This window comes from Planktotalea frisia, assembly GCF_001890925.1.
In the GTDB taxonomy this organism is placed as follows: Bacteria; Pseudomonadota; Alphaproteobacteria; order Rhodobacterales; family Rhodobacteraceae; genus Planktotalea; species Planktotalea frisia.
Map to the genome: position 1 here is coordinate 25,170 of NZ_MLCB01000130.1, position 17,676 is coordinate 42,845.

The 17,676-nt window shown below is 52.8% G+C and carries 18 protein-coding genes; 8 read left to right on the forward strand and 10 right to left on the reverse strand.

Annotated features, from left to right (window positions below; all coding sequences use genetic code 11):
* Positions 1-23: 23 nt before the first annotated feature.
* The 4 genes from PFRI_RS09815 to PFRI_RS09830 form a co-directional block, all read right to left on the reverse strand.
* Positions 24-938 (reverse strand): thioredoxin family protein, encoded by a 915-nt coding sequence (locus PFRI_RS09815; protein WP_072630527.1) that lies wholly within the window; start codon positions 936-938, stop codon positions 24-26.
* Between the two features lie 74 nt (positions 939-1,012).
* Positions 1,013-1,801, reverse strand: a complete 789-nt coding sequence (locus PFRI_RS09820) for an exodeoxyribonuclease III (protein ID WP_072630528.1) — start codon at positions 1,799-1,801, stop codon at positions 1,013-1,015.
* A gap of 38 nt (positions 1,802-1,839) precedes the next feature.
* A complete protein-coding gene (locus PFRI_RS09825) occupies positions 1,840-2,835 on the reverse strand; it encodes a zinc-dependent alcohol dehydrogenase family protein (protein ID WP_084649663.1) in 996 nt (331 codons plus the stop codon).
* Positions 2,836-2,984: 149 nt separating this feature from the next.
* The gene (locus PFRI_RS09830; RefSeq protein WP_425439461.1) at positions 2,985-3,365 is read right to left on the reverse strand and encodes a VOC family protein; all 381 of its coding nucleotides are present in this window, start codon (positions 3,363-3,365) and stop codon (positions 2,985-2,987) included.
* 72 nt (positions 3,366-3,437) lie between these two features.
* Here PFRI_RS09830 and soxR point away from each other — a divergent pair, with 72 nt between their 5' ends.
* On the forward strand, positions 3,438-3,890 hold the full coding sequence (gene soxR / locus PFRI_RS09835) for a redox-sensitive transcriptional activator SoxR (RefSeq protein ID WP_072630530.1): 453 nt from the start codon (positions 3,438-3,440) through the stop codon (positions 3,888-3,890).
* Between the two features lie 159 nt (positions 3,891-4,049).
* On the opposite strand, the gene PFRI_RS09840 is transcribed toward soxR, so the two are convergent.
* Positions 4,050-4,736 (reverse strand): response regulator transcription factor, encoded by a 687-nt coding sequence (locus PFRI_RS09840; protein WP_072630531.1) that lies wholly within the window; start codon positions 4,734-4,736, stop codon positions 4,050-4,052.
* 172 nt (positions 4,737-4,908) lie between these two features.
* On the opposite strand from PFRI_RS09840, the gene ribA reads away from it, so the two are divergent.
* Both ribA and PFRI_RS09850 read left to right on the forward strand, forming a co-directional pair.
* Positions 4,909-6,000 carry a GTP cyclohydrolase II gene (ribA, locus tag PFRI_RS09845; protein ID WP_072630532.1) on the forward strand — a complete coding sequence of 364 codons (1,092 nt, stop codon included), beginning with the start codon at positions 4,909-4,911 and terminating at the stop codon, positions 5,998-6,000.
* Entirely contained in the window at positions 5,997-6,491 is a 495-nt protein-coding gene (locus PFRI_RS09850) for a L,D-transpeptidase family protein (protein WP_072630533.1), read from the forward strand. The genes ribA and PFRI_RS09850 overlap by 4 nt, the downstream gene beginning before the upstream one ends.
* Before the next feature lie 54 nt (positions 6,492-6,545).
* On the opposite strand, the gene PFRI_RS09855 is transcribed toward PFRI_RS09850, so the two are convergent.
* Positions 6,546-7,202 (reverse strand): YggS family pyridoxal phosphate-dependent enzyme, encoded by a 657-nt coding sequence (locus tag PFRI_RS09855; RefSeq protein WP_072630534.1) that lies wholly within the window; start codon positions 7,200-7,202, stop codon positions 6,546-6,548.
* 105 nt (positions 7,203-7,307) lie between these two features.
* Complete coding sequence (locus tag PFRI_RS09860) at positions 7,308-8,141, reverse strand: porin (protein ID WP_072630535.1); 834 nt, start codon at positions 8,139-8,141, stop codon at positions 7,308-7,310.
* A 315-nt stretch (positions 8,142-8,456) separates the two neighbouring features.
* On the opposite strand from PFRI_RS09860, the gene PFRI_RS09865 reads away from it, so the two are divergent.
* Entirely contained in the window at positions 8,457-8,942 is a 486-nt protein-coding gene (locus PFRI_RS09865; RefSeq protein ID WP_072630536.1) for a DUF3576 domain-containing protein, read from the forward strand.
* 6 nt (positions 8,943-8,948) lie between these two features.
* Here PFRI_RS09865 and PFRI_RS09870 read toward each other — a convergent pair whose 3' ends face one another.
* Positions 8,949-10,187 carry a glycosyltransferase gene (locus PFRI_RS09870; RefSeq protein WP_072630537.1) on the reverse strand — a complete coding sequence of 413 codons (1,239 nt, stop codon included), beginning with the start codon at positions 10,185-10,187 and terminating at the stop codon, positions 8,949-8,951.
* Between the two features lie 162 nt (positions 10,188-10,349).
* On the opposite strand from PFRI_RS09870, the gene leuS reads away from it, so the two are divergent.
* From leuS to PFRI_RS09890, 4 genes are read left to right on the forward strand one after another with little or no spacing between them, the layout of a single operon-like run.
* Positions 10,350-12,911, forward strand: coding sequence for a leucine--tRNA ligase (leuS, locus tag PFRI_RS09875; RefSeq protein ID WP_072630538.1), 2,562 nt, complete (start codon positions 10,350-10,352; stop codon positions 12,909-12,911).
* Positions 12,898-13,392 carry an LPS assembly lipoprotein LptE gene (gene lptE, locus PFRI_RS09880; RefSeq protein WP_072630539.1) on the forward strand — a complete coding sequence of 165 codons (495 nt, stop codon included), beginning with the start codon at positions 12,898-12,900 and terminating at the stop codon, positions 13,390-13,392. Before leuS ends, lptE begins: the two co-directional genes overlap by 14 nt.
* Positions 13,389-14,414: a DNA polymerase III subunit delta gene (gene holA / locus PFRI_RS09885; RefSeq protein ID WP_072630540.1), complete on the forward strand. Its 1,026-nt coding sequence runs from the start codon at positions 13,389-13,391 to the stop codon at positions 14,412-14,414. Before lptE ends, holA begins: the two co-directional genes overlap by 4 nt.
* A gap of 19 nt (positions 14,415-14,433) precedes the next feature.
* Positions 14,434-15,021, forward strand: a complete 588-nt coding sequence (locus tag PFRI_RS09890; RefSeq protein WP_072630541.1) for a glutathione S-transferase family protein — start codon at positions 14,434-14,436, stop codon at positions 15,019-15,021.
* On the opposite strand, the gene PFRI_RS09895 is transcribed toward PFRI_RS09890, so the two are convergent.
* Positions 15,005-16,186, reverse strand: a complete 1,182-nt coding sequence (locus tag PFRI_RS09895; protein ID WP_072630542.1) for a TIGR03862 family flavoprotein — start codon at positions 16,184-16,186, stop codon at positions 15,005-15,007. The two genes, PFRI_RS09890 and PFRI_RS09895, sit on opposite strands and share 17 nt — an antisense overlap.
* On the reverse strand, positions 16,183-17,538 hold the full coding sequence (locus PFRI_RS09900) for a mechanosensitive ion channel family protein (protein WP_425439462.1): 1,356 nt from the start codon (positions 17,536-17,538) through the stop codon (positions 16,183-16,185). The genes PFRI_RS09895 and PFRI_RS09900 overlap by 4 nt, the downstream gene beginning before the upstream one ends.
* Positions 17,539-17,676 lie beyond the last annotated feature (138 nt).

Below are 17,676 nucleotides of genomic sequence, written 5' to 3' on the forward strand. Positions count from 1 at the left end.
AACGACCTAGCCCGCGCGTCGCGTTAGACAAATATCATTGAGCTTAATTTACGTCGCCCATTAAGGACAATTGGATCTTCTGGCTTGATCGCGTCGAAAATCGTGAAGAGTTGCGTCTTGGCAGCGCCGTCATTCCACTCGCGATCACGACGGAAAATTTCGAGCAATACGTCGACAGCGTCTTGTGTCTGATTGTTCGCATTCAGCGCTGTCGCAAGATCAAAGCGCGCTTGCAGATCGTCAGGATTGGCCTCAACCGCAGCGGTAAGTTCAGCGAGTGGCCCCGCCTGCGCCGCTTGGCGCGCGAGTTCCAGTTGCGCGAACGCCGCTTCGATCATTGCATCGCCAGAAATTTCTGCAGGAACACCGTTTAGAACGGCTTCGGCCTGATCCGCTTCATCCATCGCCAAATGAGAGCGCGCAAGTCCCGCATAGGCGGCCACGCATTGATCGTCTTCTTCGAGGATCGCCGCAAAAGTTTGCGCCGCATCACTTGCGTCACCCTCTTCGAGCATCACCGCCGCCGCCTCAATCGCGTCATCCAACCCACCGGATGCATCACCACCGCCAGCTTCAATCACACGCTCGACAAACGCCTTGATCTCAGAGGGTGGCAAAGCGCCTTGGAACCCATCAATCGGCTGACCTTTGTAAAAGGCAAACACGGCAGGGATCGATTGAACTTGCATCTGACCCGCGATCATCTGGTTCTGATCCACATCGATCTTCGCCATTTTGACCGCGCCTTTGGCTGCCGTCACTTCAGCCTCCAACGCAGGGCCAAGCGTCTTGCATGGGCCGCACCAAGGGGCCCAGAAATCAACGATGACAGGCACCTCTTGGCTCGCATCAACGACGTCTTGCATGAACGTGTCTTCGTTCACATCCTTGATCAGATCGCCCACTGGCGCCGCTGCGCCCCCGCCTAGTTCAATCATTTTACCGCGTCCCGTCTATGTATCGTGTTGGGCTTTAGATGGCCCATCGACCCCTTTTTCGCAAGGGGGCTGGATCAAAGATCAAATGTCGCGAACACTGGCGCATGATCGGACGGTTTCTCCCACCCGCGCGCATCGCGCAGAACCCGCGAAGAATGCGCAGCGGCTTTGATATCACCCGTCGCCCACACATGGTCCAAACGGCGCCCTTTATCTGCCGCGTCCCAATCCTTCGCGCGGTAGGACCACCAGCTGTAGAGCTTGCCCTCAGAAATATCCGCGCGGGTCACATCATGCCAATCGCCTGCCGCCATCACATCGTTAAAATGCTCCACCTCGATGGGCGTATGCGACACGATCTTCAGAAGCTTCTTGTGATCCCAAACATCCTCCTCAAGCGGGGCAATGTTAAGATCGCCCACGAGGATAGATTTCTTCGGCGAGCTCGCTTTGAACCAGTCGCGCATCTCTGTGAGGTAGTCGAGCTTTTGGCCGAACTTCTCATTCTTTTCACGGTCCGGCACGTCGCCGCCCGCAGGCACATAGAAGTTATGGATCGTCACGCCATTCTCTAACTGCCCCGCGATGTGGCGCGCATGACCGAGACTGGCAAAATCTTCTGCGCCGACCTCTTTAATCGGCAACTTGGACAGGATCGCGACGCCGTTGTAGCCCTTCTGACCACGCGCAACCATATGGGTGTAGCCGAGCGCGGCAAACGCCTCCATCGGGATCAATTCAACGGGCGATTTGCACTCTTGCAAGCACAATACATCGGGCGCTTCCTCCTGCAACAATTTGCACACAATTGGCTCGCGCAAGCGCACCGAGTTGATGTTCCAAGTGGCGAGAGTAAAGCTCATGGCGCGTCCTTTTCGAGATGAAGTCGCGCCAAACTAGCCTAGATGCCGTTCGGCGCAAGCAGCACTTTTCCTGTGCGCTCGCCCGCCCATGTGTAGCGTGCGGCTTCACTAATATCCTCAAGCGCGAACACACGATCAATCGGCGCATGAAGCGCACCCGTGGCGACGGCTTTGGTCAGGGCTGCATGGACCCCCATACGCTCTTCCTTGCTTGCGCGTTCGAACCAGTTCACCAGCCAAAAGCCACGGATACGGACGTCACGGAAGATCATCGCGCCCGCTTGCATGGACGCAGGTTCATTCGACATCGCCCCATAATTCACCAGCGTTCTGCCAATCTCTAGACACTCGCCAAGGCGTCCAAATGTTTCACCCGCCACAGCATCCAAAGCGAGCTTGATCTTCGCGCGATTGGTCGCTTGGATCACGCGCTTCACCAAATCAGGGCCATCGACCAACACAACATCACCACCGTGATCGAGCAGGCCTTGCACAGCACTCTCGCGACGCACAACGCTAACCGTCTTCACACCCATCGCTTTGGCGAGTTGCACGACATATGTGCCCACCGCAGAATTCGCGGCACTTTGGATGATCCAATCCCCCTCAGACAAATCCACAAAATCCGTCAACAAAAGTTGTGCGGTGGCAGGGTTCACCATCATCATCGAGAGCTGATCAACATCGCCCTCTGGCATCGCAACAAACGCGCCGGCGGATGCAACGACCTCGCTGCGCCAAGTCCCTGCACCAGCTGGCAACAGCACAAGCTGACCAACTTGCAACCCGCGCGCTTCACCGCTGACTTCAGTGATCCGCCCGATACCTTCATTACCCGCAATCGCAGGCAAAGGTGGTCGTACGCCATAATTTCCCGCAATCTGAATCAAATCAGATGGGTTAATCGGAGCGCGCAAAACATCAGCGCGCGCTTGTCCTTCGCTCAACGCAACGCGCGCCACATCTTCAACGCGCAAAACTTGTCTGGGATCCCCAAATTCCGAATAAACGACCTGTTTCACTGTATCAGACATGCTCAACGCTCCTATAAATTTCGCGCCCAACATGGCCTTTGCGGCTCGGAAGGGTAACCCACTTCGCCGCAACGTCACTCTTCATCTTTCCAAAAAAACTTCGGGGGAGTCGCCCTAAAGGGTGACGGGGGCTGGCCCCCTCCCCCCTCTCAAGCATACGCTACAATCTCGTATTCGATCCCATTCTCGTCGCAAAAGTAAAACCGCTCTCCCGGCTCATAGTCTTGATGGGAATGTGGCTCATAACCTTCTGCACGTATCGCTTTTTCCGCCACGGCCAGATCGTCGACAACGATCCCGACATGATTCAATTGACCCCGCGATTTGTAGTCTCTCTCGCCACCCGCTTTCGACGCTTTAGGCTCATAAAGCGCGAGGTAGTCGTCATCGTTCCCCACATGCATCGTGTAGCCCGCACCATCAAAGGTGGACCCCTCCCAGCGAACACGCCATCCAAACGCACGCCCAAACCATGCGGCGGTTTTTGCAGTGTCACCAACATTAATGTTTGCATGTTCTAATCTCGCCATCAGATCGCTCCTTTATCCTTGATCTAACCCCTTTGTAATTTCTAAAGTTAACTTTAGATCAAGAGGTTTTTTATGCGCACCAAACATTCTGAAATAACTATCGGGCAGATGGCCGAACGCACCGGTCTCGCGGTTTCCGCGATCCGCTTTTATGAAACCGAAGGACTGATCACCGCCAATCGCAATCGCGGCGGGCATCGCCGTTTTGCGCGCGCGCAAGTGAGGCGGGTGTCCTTCATTTTGATTGCCCAGCAATTCGGGCTAACCCTTCCACAGATCAAAACAGTGCTGAGTGAATTGCCAGACAACAGAACGCCAACAGCCAAAGACTGGGAACGTATTTCCAAAGGGTTGCGCGTGCACTTGGATGACCGCATCGCGAGTCTCACTCGGATGCGCGACAGCCTTGATGGATGTATCGGCTGCGGCTGTCTCTCACTTGATGCTTGTGCGCTCTACAACCCTGAAGACGCGCTTTCGAAACGCGGAGCAGGACCAATTATTTCAATGCAAAATAGCGTTTGAACAAAAAAAGGACCCGGGCAAAGCCCGGGCCAGTCCAACAGGGAGGTGCATATCATAACCCGGATATGCGCAGGTATCTTACTTAATCATCTAAACATGAATACGAAGTTAATCCTTGATTTGGATCAAAAAAAACATCCATTCACGCGTATTTAACGATTAAGCCACTAACCTATAGCCACCAGATTCGGTCACAAGAAGGCGCGCATTTGACGGATCTGGTTCAATTTTTTGACGAAGACGGTAAATATGTGTTTCCAAAGTGTGCGTTGTGACACCCGCATTGTAGCCCCAAACCTCATGCAAAAGGATGTCACGCGGAACCACGCCTTCAGAAGAACGGTAAAGAAACTTCAGAATATTCGTCTCTTTTTCAGTCAAACGGATTTTCTTATCATCCTCAGTAATCAACATCTTCATCGATGGTTTGAACGTATACGGGCCAAGTCCAAATACGGCATCCTCAGATTGCTCATGCTGACGAAGCTGCGCACGGATCCGTGCCAGAAGAACCGGAAACTTAAACGGCTTGGACACATAATCATTCGCGCCGGCATCAAGACCAAGAATCGTATCAGCGTCACTGTCATGACCTGTGAGCATCAAGACAGGGCTTTTCACACCTTGCTTACGCATCAAGCGGCATAACTCGCGACCGTCTGTATCGGGCAGGCCCACATCGAGGATAATCAGATCATAAAGCGAATCTTTGATGCGCTCCATCGCAGCCGCGCCACAGTCCGCTTCAAACACCTCAAAATCTTCTGTCATGACAAGCTGTTCGGACAACGCCTCACGCAGATCATCATCATCATCGACAAGAAGGATATTCTTTAACTGGGCCATTGGATCGTCTCCACTTTCGTTGCTTGCACTAGAGATGTGACGCAGGGCCCTTCAAGACAAGTTTTGTGGCACTCCCTCACGTCCATGTGTTATCGAGCCTTGATATGTTTCATATTCGCCGCCTTTCAGGGTGGTTAAGCAGCAAAGTATTTCAAAGAGCGGTGATCAAAAGATGAGTTTCGCGCCCGATCCTTCTGAGCAAATCGCCCGCGCACGCGGTGATTTGCGTATGGGTGTGCCCGTTGTGATTGTCACTGAGTCGTCCGGAATTCTGGTTCAAGCGAGCGAAACGCTGACGCTTGAGCGTGTGAAAGCAGCGCGTGCCCTCTGTGGCGAGACCGTTCTCGCGATCACCTCGCGCCGCGCAGAAACGCTTAAAGCCCGCGCATACGACGGCGATTTCGCGCGCATTATCGTACCCGCCGACGCTGATCTACGCTGGATCAGGGCGCTTGCGGATCCCTCAGACGACTTGCGCACTCCGATGAAAGGGCCACTCAAGTCTGCGCGCGAAGGCAACACAACCCCTCATCGCATCGCTCTTCAATTGACCAAGGACGCGCGGTTACTGCCCTCTGCTTTAATCACAGAGCTAGAAAACCCCGTAAAATTCGCCCAAGATCATCAGCTAACGATACTGTTCACGGTGCAAATCGAGCCGCTGCTAGGCAAGTCGGCGCACTACAATGATATCGTCCACGCGCGCCTTCCTATGGAAGTAAGCGAGACTGGTAGACTACATGTGTTCCGCCCCGATGATGGCGGTGAAGAGCATTATGCGATTGTCGTTGGCACGCCTGATCGAAACAAGCCTGTCCTAACACGGCTTCATTCTGCATGTTTCACAGGCGATCTCATGGGGTCCCTCAAATGTGATTGCGGCCCACAACTTCGTGGTGCTTTGGCACAAATGGGCGCTGAGGGGGCAGGCGTATTGCTTTACTTGAACCAAGAAGGGCGCGGCATTGGCCTCGCCAATAAGATGCGTGCTTACTCCCTTCAAGATCAGGGCTTTGACACAGTCGAAGCCAATCACCGTCTAGGGTTTGAGGATGATGAACGCGATTTTCGCATCGGTGCCGCACTCTTGAACCAACTTAACATCAGCGACGTTCGCTTACTCACCAACAATCCTGCCAAGATTGATATGATGCAAAAAACAGGCATCACCGTCAGTGAACGCGTCGCTCTGAAGGTCGGCGAGAATCGCCACAACAAAGAATACCTACAAACCAAAGCTGACAAATCAGGGCACCTACTGTGACCCCCAATGATCTGGTGCTAACACCAAAAGGTGTGCGTTTTGCAGGACGGTTATTTCCGTGCAGCATCGGGAAAGGTGGCATCACAAGCGACAAACGCGAAGGCGATGGCGCGACACCGCGCGGCACACACAAGATCGTAGGAATGCTCTATCGACCCGACCGCATGAAACGCCCGAATGCTATGGCCCTCCCGATTGGCCCCCGTGATCTCTGGTCTGATGACGTCAAGGATAGGCACTACAACAACCTCGTGCGCGCGCCCTATTCGCATAGTCATGAAAAGCTACGCCGCGCGGACCCTCTTTATGATCTGATCTTAGTCACGGATTGGAACTGGCCAAACGCGATAGCGGGAAAAGGCTCCGCCATATTCATTCATCAATGGCGTCGCCCCGGTTATCCAACCGAAGGCTGCATTGCATTTCGACGTGATCATCTCCATGAACTCACCTCGCAAATCACCGAAAAAACGCGTCTTATTATACGCTAACGCGCTGCTTCCTCTCTTTACAAATATCCTGGGGGTTCGGGGGCTAGCCCCCGTTTATAGCTCGTAGGCGCGCTGCCCGAAAATAGCAGAGCCAACACGTACATGCGTTGCACCCAACGCAATCGCACGCTCAAAGTCGCCACTCATGCCCATCGACAAACCTGTTAAACCGTTACGTTCAGCAATCTTACCAAGCAACGCAAAGTGCAACGACGCTTCTTCATCAGCAGGGGGAATGCACATGAGACCCTTGATCGGCAGCTCCAGTGCACGGCATTCAGCAATGAAACCATCCGCCTCTTGGGGGGCAACACCTGCTTTTTGCTCTTCTTCACCTGTGTTCACTTGCACGAACACATCAGGGCAATGCCCCATTTCTTGCGCAAGGCGTGCAATAGTCTTGGCCAATTTCGGGCGATCGACTGTATGGATCGCATCGAACAATTCCATCGCTTGCCGCGCTTTGTTGGTTTGCAATGGGCCTATCAGATGAACAGAGGCGTCGGAAAATTCTTCTTTGAATTTTGGCCACTTTCCAGCGGCTTCTTGAACGCGGTTTTCACCGAATAAACGATGGCCTTCGCTCAAAACAGCGTGGACACGTTCGTCAGGCTGCACCTTGGACACAGCAATAAGCTGCGCACTGCCAACAGCGCGGCCCGCCTCTTTCTCAGCTTTAGCGAATTTTTCTTGAATCTCTTGCAGCGACATACTGTGACCCTCTGATTTCTCATATGAGGTAGTACGCATCACCCAAAAAGAAAAGGACGGACCCCGAGGGATCCGTCCTTCTTAAGCAGTGCTTAACTTCTAAAATTAGAAGCTGAACATTACGCCCAAAGAAGCAACTGTGTTGTTGCCGCCAACTTGACCAACAGCGCCGATCAGGTTTGCGCCACCAAGGTCGTGCTTAACCTGGAGACCAACAGCGTTGATTGTGCTGCCGGAAGCCGCGTCAACACCGAAGCCGATGGATGTCGCGTCAGAGATGTCGTAGCCAGCTGTCAGAACGATGTCGGAGTTGCTGTTTGTACCAAGACCAGCATTCCAGTTGCCGCCATTGTACTTCGCGCCAAGCATCCAACGTGTACCCGCGGAGGAGTCAACACCAGCTGCGATTGTGAAGCTGTTGAATGTGTAGGACGCCGCGATCTCTTGCGTTGTGCCTGCAACGTCAGCAGATGCTGCAACTTTGAAGTCGCCTGCAGAGTAGCTGATCAATATGTTGTTGCCGGAGTCGTTGTGCGTGGAGATGTTGTTGTCAATGCCTGAGCCGCCAGCTGTGTAGTAAAGGCCACCGTCGTTGAAGCCGTGGAACGTAGCGATACGAGCCGTTGTCTTCATCGCGCCGTGTGTTGCGCCAACTGCGAGATTCAGGCCACCGGAGGACATGGTGATCTTGTTGTGACCAAGCTGACCGTTGTCGTTGTTGCCAGAGATCGTGATACGCGAAGACGCCGTGAAAGAGATACCGGAGTCTGTTTCTACGGAACCGCTGAATGTCAGGCGTGTTGCGTGAGAAATTGTTGTTGTGTTTGCGGAGCCATCAAAGTTGACACCTAGGAAGCCGTAGCCGCCTACAGATACGTCAGCGGATGCAACGCCAGCGGTTGCGATCAGAGCTGTTGTAGCGAAAAGAACTTTTTTCATCGTTTTTCCCTCGGGGTTTCTATTCTGGTGCCTAGCCCGGGGAATCCGTACTAGGTCTGATTGGTGTTTCACTCTTTTCGGGGGTTCATTGCAAGTCCGCGAAAACATGGCGCAAGAAAGGTCTTTGAAATGGTGCAGCTTTGCCACACTGATGTCGGCGGTCTAAATGTCTGTTTAATATGTGTACGTGACTGACCGAGACATCACGCCGACTAGGCAAGCCCGCGCCGAACTGGCAGTATTATAGAAGCAAAAACACTTGCTCCCTATTCTTTGGGAGTTTAGGACAAAGAAAACAAAGACGCAGGCAGGAAAATGACACCCATTCGCTCCGCTCGACTTCTTTTATTAACCACTGCCTGTGCAGCCCTTGCGGGATGTGGCGGTGGTTTAAGCTCTGGCAACAGTTCCGCTGCGAGTTCTCAAATCGCGTCAGCCGATGGCGACGGGCTGGAAAATCCCGCTTCTATTTGGGACGTCCTGCGCCGGCCTGACGCAAATACAAATGTGCACGTCAATAAATACATCTGGAATGCGTCTTTGGATGTACTCAGCTTTTTGCCAGTAGAATCAGTCGACCCGTTCTCAGGTGTCATCACAACAGGATATGGTCGCCCACCAGGCGGCGGTCGTGCATATCGCGCAACGATTCTTGTGAATGACGTCGCTCTAGAAGCGCGTTCTTTGAATGTGGCGCTTCAAACGCGTAATGGTCCTGTTAGTGTTGGCACCGCGCGCGCGGTTGAGGATGCGATCCTCGCACGCGCACGTCAGTTGCGTATCGCGGACGGCCGCCTTTAATCCAACTTACTTAGCAGTCAGTTTCGCGACCCATTCAAGTTGCGTTGGCAAACAATGCGTCTTGAGATCATAGGTCTTGAGCACAAATTCACGCGCAGCTTTGCCAAGTCGCGCACGTTTGTCAGGATCCTCGAGCAAAGCATTCGCTTTTTCAACCAAAGCATCCCCATCAAAAAAATCGGTGAGCATACCGGTTTCATCATCGCGGATCGCTTCGAGAACAGGCGCGGTATCAGAGGCAAGAATCGCCGCCTCAGCGCTCATCGCTTCTAGCAAGGACCAGCTCAGAACAAATGGATACGTCAGATAGATGTGCAAACGGCTGACCTGCATCATCGCAAGGAAGGTGTCATAAGGGACGCGACCTAGGTAATGCACACGCGCCCAATCCTCGTCAGAGATCTGATCTCGCACTTCATCTATATATATTTGTTTCCAGGTTTTTCCTGCGGGCGGTTTAGAACCATAGCTGACCTCATCGCCCCCAAGCAGAACAACCTGCGCATTAGGGCGCGCTTTCAAAAGTTTCGGCAAGGCCCGCATAAAGGCATGATAGCCGCGATAAGGTTCAAGGTTACGGTTGATAAACGTGATCACCTCATCATCGCGCGTCAGGCTCAGATCGTCAGAGATTTTCAGCACTGCATCAGGATTGGGTTTTACCAATTCCGTATCGATCCCATCGTGAATCACGCTGATGTCGCTGCGAAACGGCTCTGGGAATGTGCTCGCTTGAAATTCAGTCGGACTAATTCCCGCATCAGCAGCCTCAAAATGCAAAGTATTGTTGAGATTGCGCAAACGCAGCCGCAGCGCATTGCTGCGCAGGTCCTTCGTCTCAAACTCAGGATCGAAATTCACGCTCTCGCCGGAATCGAGGTGATAAAGCTCGCAATAAATCCCCATCTTTGCATCAGGCCAAACGTCTTTCAGAAACATCGGTTCGCCCCAACCGTGATGCGCGAGGATAACATCTGGGTTCAGTCCCTTTTCCTTCCACGCAAGCGCTTGGCGATAACATGCATCAGCGCGAATGACTTTGGTTTCCAGATCAGCCAGCCAAGGATGTATCTCTTTCGAGGATGCACGGCTGATTTTGTAGGGAAGCAATTGCACCCCTTTCCAAACCGTACGCTTTTCCACTTTTGGCGTAAGCGAGAAAACTTGATGCCCTTGTTCGACCAAAGCCGGAGCAAGATGTTTATACTGTCCCGGAAAATTCTGGTGGATAATAAGAATCTGCATCGATCAAAGCCTGCTTTTGTTTTGAGGGCACTATAGAAACACCAATGTGGCGCGCCAATGGCGTTTTGATGGGGGTCTTGGCACTGGACCCTTTAAAGGGCATCGCCTATCACAGTTTCAACAGTATTTTAGCGGCGCGAGACGCGCAAAAAGGACATTACTATGCAACGCTATGACGCCACCTCCATCGAAGCGAAATGGCAAGAGGCATGGACCCTTGCGGATACCTTCAAGGCAGAGCGCGATCCATCCAAGCCGAAATATTACGTTTTGGAGATGTTCCCCTACCCGTCTGGTCGCATCCACATGGGCCACGTGCGCAACTACACTATGGGCGACGTGATCGCGCGCTATAAGATGAGCACAGGTCACAACGTTCTGCACCCGATGGGCTGGGACGCGTTTGGTATGCCTGCGGAGAACGCCGCGATGGCGATTGGCGGGCACCCAAAGGATTGGACATACTCTAATATCGCGGACATGCGTGAGCAGATGAAACCGCTGGGCCTGTCGATTGATTGGTCCCGCGAATTCGCAACATGCGATGTAGAGTATTACGGCAAACAACAAGCATTGTTCCTCGATTTCCTCGATGAGGGATTAGTCTATCGCAAGAATGCTGTGGTGAACTGGGATCCTGTGGACATGACCGTGCTTGCGAATGAGCAAGTCGAGGCAGGACGCGGTTGGCGTTCAGGTGCTTTGGTCGAGCGTCGCGAACTCACACAGTGGTTCTTCAAGATTTCGGATCATTCCGAGGAATTGCTTGGTGCTTTGGACGGTCTGGATAACTGGCCCGCTAAGGTAAAGCTGATGCAGGAGAACTGGATCGGCAAATCGCGCGGGCTCCAGTTTGCGTTTTCCACGATTGATGCGCCCGACGGCCATGATCGGATCGAGGTTTACACAACACGCCCCGATACTTTGAACGGTGCGTCTTTTGTTGGCATCTCGCCTGACCACCCGCTCGCCAAGCTGCTTGAGAAAGACAATGCAGAGATGCTCGCGTTCAACGAGGACTGCCGCAAAGGTGGCACCACCGCGGAAGAGATCGAAACAGCCGAGAAGAAAGGCTTTGATACAGGCCTTCGCGTGCGTCACCCGTTTGATACGGCGTGGGAATTGCCCGTCTATATCGCCAACTTCATTATGATGGACTACGGCACAGGCGCGATTTTTGGGTGTCCTGCCCATGACGAACGCGATTTCGAGTTCGCAACGAAGTACGCATTGCCGATCACCTCCACCTACCTCCCTTCCGAGGAGAGCTCGCCAAAGCTCGAGGAGGCCTACGTTCCAGCAAAAACCGAAAAGGTTTTCTACAACGGCGGTTTCGCGGGCGAGCAATGGCAGACAGGCAATGAAGCCATCGACGCCGCTATCGCGTTCTGCGAAGAAAACGGCATCGGCCAAGGCGTCACCAAATATCGCCTGCGCGATTGGGGCCTAAGCCGTCAGCGCTATTGGGGCTGCCCGATCCCCGTTGTGCATTGCTCTGACTGCGGCGTGGTGCCCGAAAAGAAAGAGAACCTGCCGATTGAATTGCCCTATGACGTGACCTTCGACACGCCCGGCAATCCGCTGGATCGTCACCCCACGTGGCGCAACTGTTCTTGCCCGAAATGCGGCAGCCCTGCGCAACGTGAAACGGATACGATGGACACGTTCGTTGACAGCTCTTGGTATTTTGCGCGCTTCACATCGCCGAATGCAGAAACACCTGTCGATATGGCGGACGCTGAGTATTGGATGAACGTCGATCAATATATCGGCGGGATCGAGCATGCGATTCTCCACCTGCTCTATTCCCGCTTCTTCGCGCGCGCGATGAAGATCACAGGCAACTTGCCCGCAAAAGCGATTGAACCATTCGATGCTTTGTTCACCCAAGGCATGGTCACGCACGCGATTTATAAACGCGACGGCCAAAACGGGCGTCCTGTTTATTACTACCCTGAACAAGTTGATCTGAAAGAAGGCAAGGCGTTCCTCAAGGAAGACGGCTCTGAAGTGGATATCATTCCTTCTGCGAAGATGTCGAAATCCAAGAACAACGTTGTTGACCCTTTGAACATCATTTCCGCTTTCGGTGCCGACACCGCGCGTTGGTTTGTTCTGAGCGATTCCCCACCCGAGCGCGACGTTGAATGGACTGCCTCTGGCGCAGAAGCCTCGTTCAAACATCTTGGTCGTGTCTGGTCGATCTGTGATCGCATCAGCGAGATGGACAAGGACGCCAAGGGAGAGGGCGACGAAGACCTACTGCGCGAAATGCACAAAGCGATCCGCGATGTGACGCTCGGTGTTGAGAGCTTCGGCTTTAACGCGGCAATCGCCAAGCTTTATGGTTTCACTGCAACGCTCACGAAATCCAAAGCCAGCCACAAAACACAGCGCGAAGCGATCATGACGCTCGCGCAACTGATGGCCCCAATGACACCCCACCTCGCAGAGGATATTTGGGCGCATCAAGGCGGTGAAGGGCTAATCATCGACGCGCCTTGGCCTATTGCGGATGAAGCGATGCTGATCGAAAGCAACGTGACTCTACCGATTCAAATCAACGGCAAGCGTCGCGCAGAAATCACTGTCCACAAGGATATGCCGAAGGAAGAGGTTGAAAAAATCGCGCTGAGCCATGAGGCTGTGGTGAAATCACTTGATGGCGCAACGCCCAAGAAGGTGATCGTTGTTCCGGGGCGGATTGTGAATGTCGTACTTTAACAGAAGACATCTATTGATCGCAGGCGCGTCACTATTGGTCAGCGCCTGCAACTTCACGCCCATCTACGGACCAGAAGGCGCGGGATCTCAGATCGAGAACCGTATCTTAATCAAAGCGCCCACGACGAAAGACGCCTACTTCGTCACGCGCCGCCTAGAGACGCGGCTAGGACGGGCAGACCCTGCACCTATGACATTGTCATTTTCAGTATCCAACTCTAGCGCAGGTCTGGGAACGACTGCGACAGGTTCGACGACGCGCGTTCAGCGTGTGGGTAGCTTGAGCTATACGCTGAAAAATTCTGCCACCGGCAAGAATATCGCTAAGGGCAGTGTATCGAATTTCACAGGCTATTCCGCAACAGGCAACACGGCTGCAACACTGGCCGCAGAACGCGCGGCAATTGAGCGTTTGATGAATATTCTTGCGGATCAATTGGTGGATCGCTTGCTACTGCTTGATCCTGCAACGCTTCCATGAAGCTATCTGCGCGCGAAGCAAATGGCTACTTTGCCAAGCCAGATGCCGGCAAAACTGGGCTGTTGATCTATGGCCCTGATGCAATGCGAATTGCATTGAAACGCCAACAAGTGATCGCCGCGTTGATCGGCCCAGCTGGCGAAGAAGAAATGCGCCTTACCCGCATCCCTGCAGCGGACCTGCGCAAAGATCCCGCAGCGCTGATTGATGCAATGACTTCACAAAGCTTTTTTCCCGGACCACGTGTCGCATTTGTAGAAGATGCAGGAGATGGCTTAGCCAAAACAATCGCGCCCGCGCTTGAAGACTGGCAGCCCGGAGACGCGCAAATTATCGTAACGGCAGGGCAGCTCAACGCGCGCTCAGCACTTCGTAAACTCTTTGAAAGTCACAACAACGCCTTTGCTGTGGGCATCTACGATGATCCCCCTTCTCGTGCAGAGATCGAAGCAGAGTTGGCCCGCGCCAAGATTACGCTGCCCGAACGTGATGTCATGGACGACCTGACAGCCTTGTCCAAAGATCTTGATCCAGGTGACTTTCGCCAAACTCTAGAAAAACTCGCGCTTTATAAGCTTAACGACCCAGCCCCGCTCAGCAGCGAAGACATTGCCAATTGTGCACCAACTTCTACTGAGGCAGGGCTTGATGATGTGATAAACATCGTTGCCGAAGCGCGTTCTGGTGAAATCGGCCCTGTTATGCGCAAACTTCAGGCGCAGGGCGTCCAGCCTGTCGCGCTTTGCATCGCAGCGCTGCGCCATTTCAAAACGCTCTATACAGCGGCAAGTGATCCCGGTGGAGCCGCGCAGGGCATTGGTAAACTACGGCCCCCCGTCTTTGGACCCCGCCGCGATAGACTTTTGCGACAGGCCCAAGGTTGGGGCATTCATAACCTCGAAGCCGCTCTGAGTTTACTGGTCGATACCGACCTCAAACTTCGAAGTGCAAGCCAACATGCGCCAGCAATGGCATTGGTTGAACGCTGTTTAATCCGTCTTGCCATGATGGCGCGACGCTAGAAATTTTAGGAACATCTTTATGTATGAAGTCTTCGGAACCCTCACCAGTCGTGCCTTTCGTGTTGTATGGGCGCTTGAAGAATTGAACCTTCCTTACGAGCTAATCAAGGCAAAGCCGCACGATTCAGTCATCACAGCTGTTTCGGCTGCAGGCAAAGTTCCAGCATTGCGTGTTGATGGCGAAGTTTTGACCGATTCAACAGCCATCATGACCTATCTTGCGGACAAACACGGATCACTTTTGGCGTCTTCGGGCACGCTGGAACGCGCGAAGCAAGATGCAATGGTGCATGCGATCATCGATGAGATCGACGCGGTGCTCTGGGCAGGTGCGCGCCACAGCTTTGTGCTACCGAAAGAACAACGGGTTCCCGAAGTGAAAGAATCGCTCAAGTGGGAGTTCAATCGCAATGTGTCCCGCCTCGCAGAGCGTATAACGACACCCTTTGCAGCGGGTGAAACGTTCACAATCGCAGATATTCTATTAACACATTGTTTGAATTGGTCGATCAGTGCCAAGTTCGACTATGAAAGCGTCAAGATGCAAGCCTACGCAAAAGAGATGCGTGCGCGTCCAGCTTTTCAACGTGTTAGGGCGCTGGCGTAAGACCCAGATATTTCGCGGCTCCTCGCCCAGCTGTGCGGCCTGTCGCAAAAGACGCTGTAAGCAGATAACCACCTGTTGGCGCTTCCCAGTCGAGCATCTCGCCCGCACAGAATACACCTGCGCGGCTTTTCAGCATAAGCGACTCGTCGAGCGCATCGCGTCTTATACCGCCGCTAGTAGAAATTGCTTCGTCGATAGGGCGCAATTTAGCGTCAGCTACTTTTAAGTGCTTAACAGTGTCCGCGAGCGATCGAAGGTCAGACGGTAAAGGTCGCGCCCATTCATTCAGCAACGCCAATTCATGTTTCTGAAGTTTCAGAACTTTTCTGAGGTGGTTAATCGTCGATGTTTTACCTTTTGGCTTTTGCAGCGCAGCTTCAACAAGACTTGTGGACCAATCAGGTTTCAAATCGATGAAAAGCGGATGGCCCTCGCGCACACCACGTGAAACGGAATAAACACCGCCACCTTCCAGCCCGTTTTTCGAGATCACTGCCTCACCACGACTTTGATAAGGACCGGACTTAAATGTTACCGCCTTTAGCGGCGTGCCAAAGTGCTGCGCTACGTGCGCACTCCACTCGATAGAAATAGCGGAATTAGATGGGCCAAATGGCGTTACTGCCTTCTCAAAATGCGTTGCCCATTGACCATCTGAACCCAATCGCGCCCAACTCTTTCCACCAAGCGCCAGAACAACCACATCGGCAATGCATGTTCTTGGGCCATCAGGAGTTTCGAACACAAGGGCACCGTCATCCCAGCCCGTCCAACGCCATTTTGTAGAAATCGTCACACTGAGTGCGTCTAAATGTTTTATCCAAGCGCGCAACATAGGCGACGCTTTCATCACTTGCGGAAAAACACGGCCGGAGCTGCCCGTAAAAACTGTTTGACCCAAACGTGTTGCAAACTCAGACACCTCATTTGGGCCAAATTCATGCAACATAGACGAAAGCCACTGTCCTGCTTCGCCATACTTTGCAGTGAAAGCATCGATCGGTTCATCCATCGTCAAATTCAAGCCGGACTTACCAGCCATAAGAAACTTTCGCCCCAAAGACGGCTTCGCTTCGATCAACGCCACGGATGCACCCGCGAGCGCAAGCTCTTGCGCCGCCATCAAACCCGCAGGGCCACCCCCTATTACAAACGCCGTCTTCATTGACTCGTCGTGCGAATTTCGCCTTTGAGCTCGACCACGCGTTGCGGATACGGAATTTCGATATTGTTCTCTTTCAATGCGTTCCACACGAGGAAAAGCACATCGGACGTAAACTTGTGCCGTCCGTCATCGATTCCATTCACCCAAAATTCGACTGCAAAATTTACACCGCTGTCACCAAAGCTGCGCAATTCACAATCTGGTGGATAGGGGTCGCTCAGAACTTCGGAGTGTTTCGCGACAGCTGCTTCAACGATTCCGGGGACGAGGTTAATGTCAGTGTCGTAGCTCACCGAAAAAGGCGCTTCGTACCGGTTGGCAGAGCCACTGTCGGAATAATTGACAACACGTGTTGTGATGAAATCTTCGTTTGGGACAACGATCCAACGTCCATCGTAGGTTTCTAGAATGGCTGCGCGTGCTGTCATTTTTACAATCGTGCCAGCTTCGCCACCATCGAGTTCAACGTAATCCCCGACCGTCGCCTGCCCCTCAAGCAAAAGGATCACCCCAGATATAAAGTTCGAAGCAATTTTCTGGAGTCCAAAGCCAAGACCGACACCGATCGCGCCACCTAAAACAGCAAGGGAGGTAAGCGAAATCCCCATGATATTCATCAGAAACAGAACAGCGGCGCCAAAGATTGCAATCTCTGCAGCTTTTGAAGCAAGCTCACGTGTTGCTGGACGCATCTCTTCTTGTTTGGAGATAAACGTGGACGATTGATCATTCGACCAACGGCCGAACCAAAAGATTATTCCGCCAACGACTGCAAATCGTATCGCAAACAAAAGCGAGAAAGACAGATTGCCAAGCGGTACAACCATGGCATCGAGACGTGTCGTAGCGAGCTCCAAAAGGCCAACTGCATTTAGCGCAGCGACTGGAACGAGAACGAATTTACCAAGAAGCTTTAAGAAGCCGTCCTTGATGATGTCCGTAACGAATATGCGTGCTGCCAGGAAAAGAAATATTCGTTTGCCGAATGCGATTACTTCACCGCTGCCAAAGATCGAGCGTGTGATTGATTCACCAAGGCCAGTTAGTCCGTAAGCTAACAATGGCATGATAAGCGGGAGGAATATTAGGATGAATCTTCGCGCGGTTGCGAAAATATTTCCCTGATCGTCCGCAGGCGTAAAAAGGCGCGTCAGCGAAGGCTTTAACTTGCGCGAGATTAGGACAGCTAGCAGGTAGGCAAGTATTAGTATTGCAAACTGTGACCAAGCCGCAGGGCTTAGCAACCATCCTTTTGCAAGATCCCAGCCTTGTAGGACGAATGCAAACGCTTGTTGTACGATCTCGGGTTGTTCGCTCAAATCCATGACGCTATCCAAATTTAGGTTTGTCATGTATGTGGCTTATCATTTGATAAACATCCAGAGACGAATACAAAGTCGCCTGTAAATTTGGGATTAGGATGTTTGGGATATAAGACCGTAATATGGAGAAAGTTTTGATTATTTGGATTGGCGGTGACCTACTCTCCC

Bases quoted from the DNA above. Each gene is read 5' to 3' on its own strand.
- PFRI_RS09865 (WP_072630536.1), top strand. From the start codon at position 8,457: ATGACACCCATTCGCTCCGCTCGACTTCTTTTATTAACCACTGCCTGT.
- lptE (WP_072630539.1), top strand. From the start codon at position 12,898: ATGTCGTACTTTAACAGAAGACATCTATTGATCGCAGGCGCGTCACTA.
- soxR (WP_072630530.1), top strand. From the start codon at position 3,438: ATGCGCACCAAACATTCTGAAATAACTATCGGGCAGATGGCCGAACGC.
- PFRI_RS09900 (WP_425439462.1), bottom strand. From the start codon at position 17,538: ATGACAAACCTAAATTTGGATAGCGTCATGGATTTGAGCGAACAACCC.
- PFRI_RS09820 (WP_072630528.1), bottom strand. From the start codon at position 1,801: ATGAGCTTTACTCTCGCCACTTGGAACATCAACTCGGTGCGCTTGCGC.
- PFRI_RS09825 (WP_084649663.1), bottom strand. From the start codon at position 2,835: ATGTCTGATACAGTGAAACAGGTCGTTTATTCGGAATTTGGGGATCCC.
- PFRI_RS09840 (WP_072630531.1), bottom strand. From the start codon at position 4,736: ATGGCCCAGTTAAAGAATATCCTTCTTGTCGATGATGATGATGATCTG.
- PFRI_RS09830 (WP_425439461.1), bottom strand. From the start codon at position 3,365: ATGGCGAGATTAGAACATGCAAACATTAATGTTGGTGACACTGCAAAA.
- PFRI_RS09870 (WP_072630537.1), bottom strand. From the start codon at position 10,187: ATGCAGATTCTTATTATCCACCAGAATTTTCCGGGACAGTATAAACAT.
- leuS (WP_072630538.1), top strand. From the start codon at position 10,350: ATGCAACGCTATGACGCCACCTCCATCGAAGCGAAATGGCAAGAGGCA.
- PFRI_RS09855 (WP_072630534.1), bottom strand. From the start codon at position 7,202: ATGTCGCTGCAAGAGATTCAAGAAAAATTCGCTAAAGCTGAGAAAGAG.
- PFRI_RS09815 (WP_072630527.1), bottom strand. From the start codon at position 938: ATGATTGAACTAGGCGGGGGCGCAGCGGCGCCAGTGGGCGATCTGATC.
- ribA (WP_072630532.1), top strand. From the start codon at position 4,909: ATGAGTTTCGCGCCCGATCCTTCTGAGCAAATCGCCCGCGCACGCGGT.
- holA (WP_072630540.1), top strand. From the start codon at position 13,389: ATGAAGCTATCTGCGCGCGAAGCAAATGGCTACTTTGCCAAGCCAGAT.
- PFRI_RS09890 (WP_072630541.1), top strand. From the start codon at position 14,434: ATGTATGAAGTCTTCGGAACCCTCACCAGTCGTGCCTTTCGTGTTGTA.
- PFRI_RS09860 (WP_072630535.1), bottom strand. From the start codon at position 8,141: ATGAAAAAAGTTCTTTTCGCTACAACAGCTCTGATCGCAACCGCTGGC.
- PFRI_RS09895 (WP_072630542.1), bottom strand. From the start codon at position 16,186: ATGAAGACGGCGTTTGTAATAGGGGGTGGCCCTGCGGGTTTGATGGCG.